The sequence below is a fragment of the Microcoleus sp. S13_C3 genome, from assembly GCF_036700905.1.
GTDB lineage: Bacteria > Cyanobacteriota > Cyanobacteriia > Cyanobacteriales > Microcoleaceae > Microcoleus.
The window spans coordinates 1-11,994 of the sequence record NZ_JAUBPT010000207.1 but is presented as its reverse complement, the minus strand read 5'-3'; the positions used below and the strand labels follow the sequence as shown (position 1 = coordinate 11,994).

The window sequence follows — 11,994 nt, the reverse complement described above, 5'->3', positions numbered from 1 at the left end:
AAACACAATGGTACACCGCATATTTGTCTATAAGTGTATCATTTTGTCTATTTATTCGCTACCTAGGGACTAGCTCCTTGACCGTATCGATGACATCCTTGCTGGCACCCTCCATCATTTTCTCGAAGAGAGCTGATGCCGTTTTCTGAATCCGCACAGCAGCATATTTGAAATGCGGCTGCTTACTCACCGGGTCCCATTCGGTAATCGTTAGCTCGTTGGCAGCACGAGATCGGCCTGACTCATCCCAATAGCCATAATGGAAAGGAATAAACACAAGCCCAGGCTCGATATCCCCCACTCGTGCCGGCACGACAACCCGGCCTCGACGCGACTCAACTACGATCGAATCGCCTTCCTTAATGCCGTGCTTCGTAGCGTCCTCCTGAGAGATTTGCACAAAGGCATCAGGCTCTGCTTGATTGAGTTCTTGAGAACGTCCGGTTTTTGTTCGGGTATGGAAGTGATAAACGACCCGACCTGTTGTCAGCCATAGCGGGTATTCATTATCGGGCTGTTCGTGAGGTGGCTGGTAGTCAGCAGCTCTCAGGAAGGCTTTCCCCTTCGGGTCATTGGCATGGTATTCCTGCGGTGGTGTTGCAGCACCCGTAACCAGGTCGTGACCGTAGATTTCGCAGTAGTCAGCGCTGGTGTTGAACACGCCATCCTCATAAAGGTGCGGCTTTCCATTGGGGAATTGCTCATTGCAAGGCCATTGAATCCCTGACCCTCCCGTCAGCTTGGCATAGCTCAAGCCTGTATAGTCACAGGGGCGACCGCGCGTGCATTCTTTCCAGGCTTCAAACGTTTCTTCTGGGTTGCTCCACTTAATCAATGGTGCGCCATCTTTATCGCGGAAATCCATGCGTCGGGCATAGTCGAGGAAGATATCCAAGTCTGAACGGGCTTCCCCTGGTGGGTCAATTGCCTTGTGGGAAATGTGTACCGTCCGGTCAACGTTGGTGTAGCAGCCCGTCTTTTCACCCCAAATCGCCGCCGGTAAGACAACATCAGCAAATTTAGTGGTTTCCGTGGGGAAGGCATCTTGCACGATCACAAAGAGGTCATCTTTTTCCAGAATGCGGCGGATACGGGGTAGGTCTGGCATTGAGACGGCTGGATTGGTCGCACTAATCCACAGCATCTTGATTGAGCCTTGCTCCGCATACCTCCAAATCTGCATGGCGTGCGTCGGTGGTGCCCAGTGGGGGATGACATCAACTTCAACATTCCAGATTCGCGCCAGTTCAGCGACGTGTTCCGGATTGTCCCAATTGCGAAAAGCGGGAAGGGCACCGTCAGCGCCACATTCGCGGGTGTTCTGCGCGGTTGGTTGACCGTTCATCTGGTAGATGCCGCAACGAGGGCGACCTATTAGACCGCGAATTAAATGGATATTATTCACCTGACAGGCGGCGGCGGTTGCCTGCATGGATTGGTAGACGCCTTGAAGAACTGTCGATACTAATGTTGAAGTAGTGCCGAGAATTTCAGCAGCAGCGCGTAACTTATCGGCAGGAACTCCCGACACCTGCTCGACACGCTCTGGTGTCCATTTGCTGACGATTTCTTTTAGTTTCTCAAACCCGACTGTGTGAGCTTCAATGTACTCTTGATTAATATGACCCGCTTCAATCATCAAATTCAGCAGACCGTTGAGCACTGGAATGTTGGTGCCAACCTTTAGCGCTAAATGGACATCAGCTTCCTTGGCTGTCGCTGTTTCGCGGGGGTCGATGACAATAAGTTTTGGCGGATTGGGGCCACGTCGGCGATCGAGGATTCTCATCCACAGTACAGTCTGCTGTGAAGCAATATTGTGTCCGACGTGCAGAATAGCCTCGGTGGTGTCGAGGTCAGTATAAGAACCAGGTTGTCCATCTGTGCCGAAGGACATCTGCAAGGCAGCGGCGGATGTAGCCGTACACAGCCGCGTGTTCCCGTCCATGTGAGGCGTTCCCAGTCCAGCCTTACCGAGTACACCCAGCGTATAGTATTCCTCTATGAACAGTTGCCCAGTAGTGTAGAAACCAATGGCACCGCTGGTGTACTTATCGCAAAGTTCTTTGGAACGTCGGACAATCAAGTCCATCGCCTCATCCCAACTGGCTTCCTCCAGTTGACCGTTGCGACGAATCAAGGGACGGGTGAGGCGGTCTTGACTATCATTCGCAACCCACCCATGCAAACCTTTGGGTCCAAGGCGTCCGTGGTTCACGGCATCTACTGCACGACCGCGAACTCCAACAATTCGTCCATCTTTGACACCAATATCCATCCCACAGCCATTGGAGCAGAGGACACAGGCAGACTGAACCCAATGGTCAGGTTCCTCAACTATCCGCTCATCTACTCGTACTGGCCAATCACCAATGTAGGGCGTTCGTTCACCCCAAATGTCGGCGATACTATCGCGTGTTTGTTTCATTTTAATTCTTACTTACTTCTTGTTTAATGCTGAATAACAGCGTGTTGATTGTTGGCTTGTTTGGGCTTAATTAGTGAGAAATTCAACCCTGTTGGCTTAACTTTGGCGGTTCCGTTTGACATCGCAGTCTATTTCAACTAATTACCTCGATTATTGAAATATGTGCTTCAGTATTTTAGATTCGGCTTGAGACGAAAGCACTTCACCTAAAGAGAGAATTATTCAGTGTAATCAAGGTTGCCTACTTAGGGCTGGCTGAATCAGTGCCCAGATGTGATGCAGTCTGGGTTATGCGATCGCGGGATCGAGAGTCGAGTGCAAGGAAAACAGGTAAAATAGGTCAAAACTTTTGCATCACCATCTGCGAGCGTGTACCGAAAAGCTGAGTCTGTTCCCTGCGAACCCTTCGACTTTGTACTCCCCAACGGATGCAAGTTGGCAGAAGATAACCGTTGGGTCAAAATGACCCAACTAATTCCGGGCGCCAGATAATTCATTGTCCAAAAATGAGAGCATCCAGCGAATATGCGCCCCGACCTAAAACCGCGATCGCTCTCCACCTCAGCCAGTCTATAAACACCTTGTATCAGCGTTTGCTATAACTAGATCCTGAGTTCACTCTCTCATCGAGAGATGCTTGCAAACGCTCGATCGCACAATGCAAACATTTCATTTCATGGGCAATTCGATCTAGTTGTGTGGAAACAGGAGTTTGTTCTCGAACAGCTTGCCTCGTTGATGTTACAGAAATGGGATTTGTAGCCAACTCTGATATCCTAGTGATATGTAACTTTTCAATATCATTGTGCATTGCTTCGATATAAATATTTAGCTCCGGTAAAGCTAGAGGTGGGTGTCCCTGTTCCAAAGCATTTGCTAAGTTCTCTAAAATTTGGACAATCGCATCGGTAAATCGCTGAAAATCTGCAAATTGGTAGTCTCCGCTAAATTTCCGCTGATGTTCTGCTAGGGTTGTGACTGAGCTGAAAAAGGCACGAATGTAGAGTATCAGCATCGCGATCGGTTCGACTTCTCCTCGAACGTGACGGGGTTCGCTGAATAACCTTTGAGCCGCAGCATTCGCATTTGCATTCTCTAATGCCGCTTGATGACGCAGGTTTCTAATAGTTTCAGTCGAACACTGTTGTTCTGGGTTGATGTAGCTAGCTGCAACCTGTTGAAAGTACGCGAGATTAGCTCGAATAGTTGTTGCTAGTTGTGCCGGAAGTTGCGATCGCTCCCAACTGGGGAATAACAAATAGCTACCTAGTAATGCTAAAATTCCTCCAATTAAGCTATCGACAATGCGTAATACTCCAATCTCCCAGCCGCCTTTACTTGTCACATTCAGTAGCAATATGATTGCGGGAGTGAGGAGTGTGATAAAAATGCCGTAGCTCAGCGATCGCACCGACATAGCAGTGACTAAGAGTATCAGAAGACAGACTAATATTGCCACTGGATTGTGGATAAGTATGACCAGGGCAATGCCAAAGATGCCCCCCAATGTGGTTCCAATCACCCGTTGCACCGTTGTCTGAGAAGTACCGCCAAAGTTCGGCTTTAGGGCAACTAAAGCAGTGAGTGTGACCCAATAGCCTGTGGGTACTTGCAATAACACGGCTACTAATTCAGCAGTCGTTACTATTAGCGCCAGCCGCAAAGCATGACGAAAAGTAACAGAATTAAACGTGAGATTGTTCCGCAGCGTGTCAATGATTGAAGAACGCTGTGGCTGCATTGGGGGATTAATGTTTAGCTGGGCGATGCTGCGTCTTTCTCCCCGTTGTAAATCTGTGGCAATTTTCGCATCGGTATGAATTTGTTCTGCTAGCGCTTTCAGACTAGCTACAATCTTACCAAGACTCACCAAGTCAGCATAGTCATCTGCGTGAGCCAAACTCGCCTGATTCAGGACTTGAGAGTGTATGACTTGCCATTGGTATTCTAGTGCCTCGATCGCCCGCTCCAAATCTCCCAAGCGAACAACATTCTTTTCTTTGGGGAGTGATTCTGATAAAAATTGCAAAGCTGCTGCCAATGCTTCTATCACTTGCTGAATTTCTCTGTGCAACTGCTGGAATAAGGAACCAGAGGAAGCTATCGCTAACAGTTCAACCAGTGCTACAACAGAATTAGTAATTTGGTTGGTATCCTCAATTAAGACAAGTAATTGATTGCCCCGCAAGTCAGCAGTTTCTCGGCCCGTCCACACAGCACCCCAAACACTCCGGGCAGAGGTCAAATTCTGTATTACGCTGTCTTGAGCTTGTAAGAATTGCTCTCCCCACGGACGACGCTCCTCCAGAGTTAAGGGTATCTCGCTTGCCATTCGCAAAAATTTGCTCAATGTGGCATAACAACTGCTGGCTGCCTCAATCGCAGGTGTATAAGGGCGTAACACCCACAATAAGAGAGATAACACCATCGCCCATACACCTCCAGCTAGGCACAGCGCGCATTGCAGAAAAACAGTAGATAAATCTGGGAACGAAGCAAATTTTGCTAGCGAGACGATAAACATAGTTGATGTAACCAGGCTAACCGTCGCAACGGTAGTACCAAACACACCAGCTAAGCCAGCGATGAACATCACTAAGAACGTTGTTGGAATAGCTAGCCACAGGGTACTACTAACCAGATTCGCCATTAGCAAGGCGACAGTAACGCCAATGGTTGCGGAGAGCATTACAGTTGCTTTTTGGCGATAGGCTCCACCCACATCCACCATACCCACAAACATAGCTCCCATAACCGCGATCGCACTTGCTGCAGGATGACCTGTAATAAAGCCAACTGCAATGGGCCCACTCACTGCCAAAAGGGTACGCAAGCCGTAGAGGATGTCAGGTTTACCGGGCTTGAGCTGAAACTGCTGCAACAGCCAGTTGAGAGATTGTCGATCGCCAGATGGCATTAGTAGGCTACCTCTTTAAATTAAATTAACTGGTTTCTGCTTAATCTTTTTGATACAAGTGATGAAACAAAAAAGTTTTTAACATACAGCATATTCCATGTTGATCAAGTACACCCGTCAAGTGATCGATCGCTGTAGGGAAACGGCACTGCCGTGTCCTCTATCTTTGCTATGTACCTCACTTACCTAAAAAATGCTGTATTGTTTAGTAATGATTAATTTAAAAAGCTTGACATAGAATCTATCTGAGAGGTAAGCCTGGGTTCACCGTCCAAAAATCAGAGCATCCAGCGAATACGCACCTGGGCCTAAAACCGCGATCGCCATCAACATTACACAGTACATAAACGCCTTTTCCCAACTTGGCGGTTCCCCTTTTCCTAAAGACCCCTGATACTGTTCTTCAGGAATTAAATAGGGATCGCGACCCACAAAAGGCTTACCTTGGGAGATGTGTAAATAGGCTGCAAACACCATTGAGCCGAGAATTGGTAAACTCGCTAATAGAGTCAGCAATCCCAGAATGAGGCAAATTCCACCGCCCAACATCGATGCTGCTGATAGAAAGCAAAGAAATATAGGCATTTTCAGAGAATTAGCCCACTGTCTAAGATGCGTTATTTTAGGATAGCCGTGCAGTAGGAACAATATACCGACACTAACTCTTAATAGTAAAAGCATTACGCCTTGAAGTCCGGCGGGGAAAACAGTATTAAGTGAACTGAGTAGGTTTAGACCTAGCTCTGGTAGATTCGATGAAATGTTAGTAACTAATAGAAAACTCAAGGCAAAGCCAATAACAAATTTGTAAATCATCTTTTTTGCACCCCACGAGTATTGAGGTCGATCGCATATAAAGATGTGCCTGCCGTAATAAACAGGCGATCGCGCTTCACTCCACCAAAAGTGAGGTTAGCACAAGTCTCCGCCACCAGAATTTTCCCTAAGTGGCTGCCATCAGGTGCATACACCTGCACGCTATCCTGAGAGCTAGTAAAGATATTGCCGTACTGGTCTACGCGCAACCCGTCGGGTTGACCCGGCTCGATCACTGCAAATACGCGACCGTTGGTTACACGCCGACCATCTACAACCTCGTACACGCGGATATGATGGGGTCCATTTGGAATGTTGAAAGCAGCGGTATCTGATACGTATAACAGGTTTTCGTCCGGACTGAAAGCGAGTCCATTGGGACGCACCATATCCGTTACGATCGCATCGATCTCACCTGTTGCTGGGTCAAAGCGGTATACGAAACATCCCGGTTGTTCCTGTTCGCCCCCATATCCTTGATTTGGCTCAGTGATGCCGTAGGGTGGGTCAGTGAACCAGATCGTGCTGTCACTTTTCACTACAAGGTCGTTCGGGCTGTTGAGGCGCTTACCCTGATAACGGTCTACTAAAACCTGCCACTGACCCTCATACTCCCGTCGGATAATGGCACGTAAACCTGACGAACACGCGACCAAACGACCCTCCAAGTCGCGGTAATTTCCACTTTGATAGTCAGACGGGTCGCGCAGAACGCTGACTCCATCAGGGTTACTCCAGCGCAACAGTCGGTTGCCGTGAGCATCGCTCCACACAAGGCTGTCGTCTTCGTGGAAGTAAACGGGGCCTTCGCTGTGAACGGCACCAGTGGCAAGCTTTTGGAGCGAGGCATCTGGGTGTACAAGCGATCGGAAGCGATCGTCATAAATTTCGATGGTTTCAGGCATGAGTATTTCCTGCCATTTAACACATATTTAGGTACGATAGTTACAGTTTTAAGTCCAGGCTATTTGTCATGTTATTAGTCGCAATTACACCTCACCAATTACACCTCACGAGGCATAAATACTAAGCCATCAGATAGACGACTTTATTGAGTTTAAAGTTATAAGCTGGATCAAACAATCTATCGTAAGAGCGATTCTGGCATCCCTGTCGATCGCTCACAGCGAGTCTAACAAAAATGTAATTCTAATCGAGGAGGTATGGGAATGGTTAACATTGCATTCATATTGATGCACAGCCTGTGTAGTTGGGTCGGAGCTGAAACTGCTCCAAGAAGTTAATAGATAAAACGAGAATAAATTCCGAAACAATTACAATGGAAACCACAACAGCTCACTATGATGTCATCATCATTGGGACAGGAGCAGGTGGAGGCACACTAGCTCACCGCTTAGCACCCACAGGTAAAAAGATTTTAGTGCTGGAGCGAGGTGATTTTCTACCTCGTGAAAAAGACAACTGGAGCGCTAAAGAAGTTTACCAAAAGGAACGCTATCACACTGACGAACACTGGTATGACAAAGACGGTAAGGCGTTTCGTCCGCAGACTGGCTACTGGGTGGGTGGAAATACTAAAGTGTATGGGGCAGCGTTGCTACGGCTGCGAGAGCGAGATTTTGAGCAGGTAATCCATAAGGGCGGTATTTCCCCAGAGTGGGAACTCAAGTATCAAGACTTTGAGCCTTATTACACTCAGGCAGAAAAGCTGTACGATGTGCATGGAGAGCGAGGCAAAGACCCCACCGAACCGCCTTGCAGTGATCCCTATCCCTATCCTGCGGTGAGTCATGAGCCGGATATGCAGACGCTGACCGATGGCATCCGTAAGCTGGGGTATTACCCTTTTAATTTACCGTTGGGACTGAAGTTGAACGAGAGCGATCGCACCAAAAGTGCCTGCATTCGCTGCGATACCTTTGACGGCTATCCCTGTTTGGTGGGTGCAAAAGCTGATGCTGAGGTTAATGCCATTCGTCCCACTCGCGAGGCGTACTCTAACCTGACACTGATAACAAACGCCAAAGTCCTCAAGCTACACACTAGCGCGTCGGGGCGAGATGTCACCGCCGTTGAAACTGATGTTAATGGCGAGTTGTGTCAGTTCTCTGCTGATATTGTTGTAGTGGCTTGCGGGGCGATCAACTCGGCTGCCTTGCTGCTGCGATCGGCTAATGACAAGCATCCCAATGGACTGGCGAATAGTTCCGATCGGGTGGGGCGCAATTTTATGAAGCATCAGGCGATCGCACTATTATCAATTCATACTGAACCCAACCGAGCCAACTTTCAAAAGACGATCGCCGTTAACGACTTCTACTGGGGCGAACCGGATTTTCCCTACCCTATGGGCATGGTGCAAAATAGCGGAAATGTGCTGCCAGATATGATTCCGGCGGAAGCGCCCCCACTTTTAGCACCCTACGTGAAATTGATTCCAGGCTTTGAGCTCCACCTGATGGCTGAACGATCCGTGGGGTGGTGGTTGCAAACCGAGGATTTGCCCGACCCTAACAATCGCGTGCGTGTTGTCGGTGACAAGTTACACCTGGATTACACCCTGAATAATACTGAAGCTGCCGATCGCCTGGTTCATCGCTGGACCTCGGTGCTAAAGTCGATCGAGCGAAATGCCATGAACGTCATCCCGTTTAGCCTCTATCCTCGCAATAACATTCCTTTGCAAGCTGTGGCGCATCAATGTGGCACCTGCCGCTTTGGTAGCGACTCCAAAACCTCAGTATTAGACCTCAACTGCCGCACCCACGATGTTGATAACCTTTATGTCGTTGATGGTAGCTTTTTCCCCTCCAATTCTGGAGTCAACCCGACGCTGACGATTATGGCGAATGCCCTGCGTGTGGGCGATCGTCTGGCCCAAATGCTGAGGTAGCAACTGACTCCAGCCTTTTTTATGCTCACATAACTAGACATTGACATCCACCCCGACCGTCGCGGACGGGGATTCCCAAACCTCACGATTTGAATTTCTGCTTCGAAGGCAACTGCCTCCACCCTAAAAGAGATTTGGTCTTAAGCTGTTGTGCCTTTAAATAGGGTATAATAAAAAATGAGTTTAGTCAATTTATACAAAAATGCCAGCTAAAAACCATCTCAATCCCAACAAAGAGAGAAACTACAAAAAGCCTTAAGAGAGGAAGAAAAGGCAAATTTTAGAGAAATAATTCTAATTTTATTATTGCTCAATGACGGCAAGACACAGGGAGCATCTCATATTTGTAAAAATACTTCTTCTGGCTCCTTCCTTCTGCCTCTTTCCTTCTGCCTCTTTCCTTCTGCCTCTTTCCTTCTGCCTCCTGCCTCAAAACTCCAATTTCTAGCGGAGGGCTGCAAAGGTGAGATGCTCCCAAGACACAATCTAAAATGGGAGCATCCCGATTTTGTAAATTTCCCAATAAATGATATAATTTTACATTATTTAAACCAACTGCTTTCCCAAAAACTGCTATGGAAGCAACTACTAATTTTTTCTATGATTGAAGCGCTGTCTTCAGCAAAAACCACGTACAATAAAGTAAATTGTTCTGGAGCCTTATGATTAATCCTGAAGAGCGCGAACGGTTAAAAGCCTGTCATGATGAAATCGCCCAAATTTTATACCGAAACAGCCCCCCGGAGTCTTTAGAGGACTTAGAGAGCATTGAACAGCACCTTAGACAACAATGGTTAGAGGTCATGGGACCCGATATTGCTTTTTTTTATCAAAGCAGCAACCGGGACAGAAAAAGGACGATAAAAGACCATAAATAGCTGTATCGAACCCCTAAAAATTACCGAAGACCAAGCGAAAAAATTAAAGGTTAAAAAATCGACAAGGCTCTCTCCATTATTGGAAAAATGCTCTTTGAGAATGGCGGCGGTTTTGTCTTTTGAAAAAGCGGCAATTGAAGTGGGAGTTCAGACGGGTATTAAGATAGGTCATTCAGCTTTACACAGGTTAGTAAGCCAGAAAGAGTGGAGCGAACCAATCGCAGAATTATCAATAAAAGAAACTAGCGTTGATGGAGGTAAAGTTCGTGTGAGAGGTCAACAGGGAGAAGGGTCTCAATGGCTTGATTATAAAGCCGTCAGGCTTCATTCCAGTTTTTATGCTGCATATTTTCAAGAGAATGAAAGCTTAATTAATTTTGTAAATAATCAGCCTTTAAGTCCCCTCTTAACCTGTTTGGGAGATGGACATGATGGAATTTGGAATTTAATTAATAAATTTAATCCTCAAGGCAGACGGAGAAAAATCTTAGACTGGTTCCATTTAATGGAAAACTTGCACAAAGTAGGAGGGTCTAATAAACGACTGGAACAAGCTAGAAAATTGTTGTGGGAGGGTCAGGTAAATGAGACAATTAAGCTATTTGAATCCGTCGGTCGTCGCCCTGCTGCTAATTTTTGTAAATACCTAACTAAACATCGTCATCGAATCGTAAATTATCAACTTTTATCGGAGGAAAATATTTGTTCGATTGGGTCAGGGGCCGTTGAATCAACGGTCAAACAGATTGATAGGCGATTAAAAATTTCGGGGGCTCAATGGTCGTTAAAAAATATTAGTCAAATGCTTAAGCTGAGGTGTACTTACTTAAATGAATTATTATAAATTCTCTAAAATTCTTTAGGTATTTTTGGTCAACTTGTTTAAGTTTATATATTTTGACAAGCGAATTTGATGAGAATCTCGCTAATTTTTTACATCCTATAATATAGGGATCAGCTAAAATAAAAGGGGAACTGTATCATACTTTTCCCCTTTTACAAAATTGGGATGCTCCCCATTATCAGCCCCCTACTGGCAAATATCGGCTTACGGGGTCTGGAAAACTTCTTGAGCCAATTCAAGAAGGTCAAAGGCTCATACAAATCCGATAGATATGGTTTCGTCCGATACGCAGACGACTTCATCGTCACCGCTACCTGTCAAGAATACATAGAGAAAATCAGACCTGAAATCGAACAATGGCTATCCAACAAATCGTGACAACTAAATAGGGAGAAAACCCGAATCGTGCACATCAGCGAAGGATTTAATTTTCTTGGGTTCAATCTCAGACAATACAATGGCAAACTACTGATCAAACCGCAAAAAGAGAAAGTCCTGAAATTCCTTAAGGAAATCAGGGAATGGCTCAAAAGAAATAAAACGGTAGAACAGAAAATTGTCATTGAACAATTAAACCCCAAACTTCGAGGCTTGGGAAACTACTATCGCCATGCCGTCAGCAAAGAAGTGTTTAGTTGCATCAGTTCTGAGGTATGGATAGCACTTTGGCGATGGGCAAAACGGCGACACCCAAACAAGAGCAAACGGTGGATTGCCAACCGATACTTTAAAATTAGAGGCCAAGGGTGGGAGTTTACCTGCAATGTCAAGGACAGAAAAGGTAACAACAAGGAAATTAGCCTATTTAACATAGCTAAAATACCCATCGAACGCCACATAAAGGTAAAAGGAACAGCATCCCCAGACGACCCCAACCTAACAAAATACTGGGCTAAAAGAGCCGCAAAATCTGGGAAAACCATCTGGGAAAAAGGGTCGAAGTATTACCAAATTGCCCGAAATCAAGGAGGGAAATGCCCTATCTGTGGCGAATATCTTAGCAATGGTGAAGCTATCGAAACACATCACATAGTACCAATGACAAAAGGAGGCTCGGATGACATCGACAATCTCTCTTTACCTACACAAAATCTGTCATAAAGTGGTACACAGTGGTAAACGTACTGTGAAGGCAAAGGCCCCGGCCGGATGATGCGACAAGTGTCAAGTCCGGTTCTTAGGGGCGCGACCTGAAAGGTCGTTTGGCACGTGGAGCCTACTCCACTAAGGGATTCACACCCCTTACTCTCACGTAAA

7 protein-coding genes and 2 pseudogenes are annotated in these 11,994 nt (G+C 46.5%); 4 read left to right on the top strand and 5 right to left on the bottom strand.

Annotated elements, in window-relative coordinates:
* Positions 1 to 58: 58 nt before the first annotated feature.
* The 4 genes from QUA16_RS33080 to QUA16_RS33065 form a co-directional block, all read right to left on the bottom strand.
* The gene (locus tag QUA16_RS33080) at positions 59 to 2,428 is read right to left on the bottom strand and encodes a nitrate reductase (RefSeq protein WP_333108606.1); all 2,370 of its coding nucleotides are present in this window, start codon (positions 2,426 to 2,428) and stop codon (positions 59 to 61) included.
* 586 nt (positions 2,429 to 3,014) lie between these two features.
* Complete coding sequence (locus QUA16_RS33075) at positions 3,015 to 5,345, bottom strand: FUSC family protein (protein ID WP_333108608.1); 2,331 nt, start codon at positions 5,343 to 5,345, stop codon at positions 3,015 to 3,017.
* 264 nt (positions 5,346 to 5,609) lie between these two features.
* Positions 5,610 to 6,026 (bottom strand): DoxX family protein, encoded by a 417-nt coding sequence (locus QUA16_RS33070; RefSeq protein ID WP_333181657.1) that lies wholly within the window; start codon positions 6,024 to 6,026, stop codon positions 5,610 to 5,612.
* 131 nt (positions 6,027 to 6,157) lie between these two features.
* Positions 6,158 to 7,066 carry an SMP-30/gluconolactonase/LRE family protein gene (locus tag QUA16_RS33065; RefSeq protein WP_333108613.1) on the bottom strand — a complete coding sequence of 303 codons (909 nt, stop codon included), beginning with the start codon at positions 7,064 to 7,066 and terminating at the stop codon, positions 6,158 to 6,160.
* A 374-nt stretch (positions 7,067 to 7,440) separates the two neighbouring features.
* Between QUA16_RS33065 and QUA16_RS33060 the strand changes: the two genes are divergently transcribed.
* Together QUA16_RS33060 and QUA16_RS33055 are read left to right on the top strand one after the other, a co-directional pair.
* Positions 7,441 to 9,015 (top strand): GMC family oxidoreductase, encoded by a 1,575-nt coding sequence (locus QUA16_RS33060; RefSeq protein WP_333108614.1) that lies wholly within the window; start codon positions 7,441 to 7,443, stop codon positions 9,013 to 9,015.
* 202 nt (positions 9,016 to 9,217) lie between these two features.
* Positions 9,218 to 9,345: pseudogene (locus QUA16_RS33055) on the top strand (IS630 family transposase); the annotation flags it as partial.
* Positions 9,346 to 9,353: 8 nt separating this feature from the next.
* Here QUA16_RS33055 and QUA16_RS33050 read toward each other — a convergent pair.
* On the bottom strand, positions 9,354 to 9,476 hold the full coding sequence (locus tag QUA16_RS33050) for a hypothetical protein (protein WP_333108618.1): 123 nt from the start codon (positions 9,474 to 9,476) through the stop codon (positions 9,354 to 9,356).
* Between the two features lie 204 nt (positions 9,477 to 9,680).
* Here QUA16_RS33050 and QUA16_RS33045 point away from each other — a divergent pair.
* Together QUA16_RS33045 and QUA16_RS33040 are read left to right on the top strand one after the other, a co-directional pair.
* Positions 9,681 to 10,737 (top strand): annotated as a pseudogene (locus tag QUA16_RS33045) (ISKra4 family transposase).
* A 405-nt stretch (positions 10,738 to 11,142) separates the two neighbouring features.
* Positions 11,143 to 11,838: a group II intron maturase-specific domain-containing protein gene (locus QUA16_RS33040; RefSeq protein ID WP_333108616.1), complete on the top strand. Its 696-nt coding sequence runs from the start codon at positions 11,143 to 11,145 to the stop codon at positions 11,836 to 11,838.
* Positions 11,839 to 11,994 lie beyond the last annotated feature (156 nt).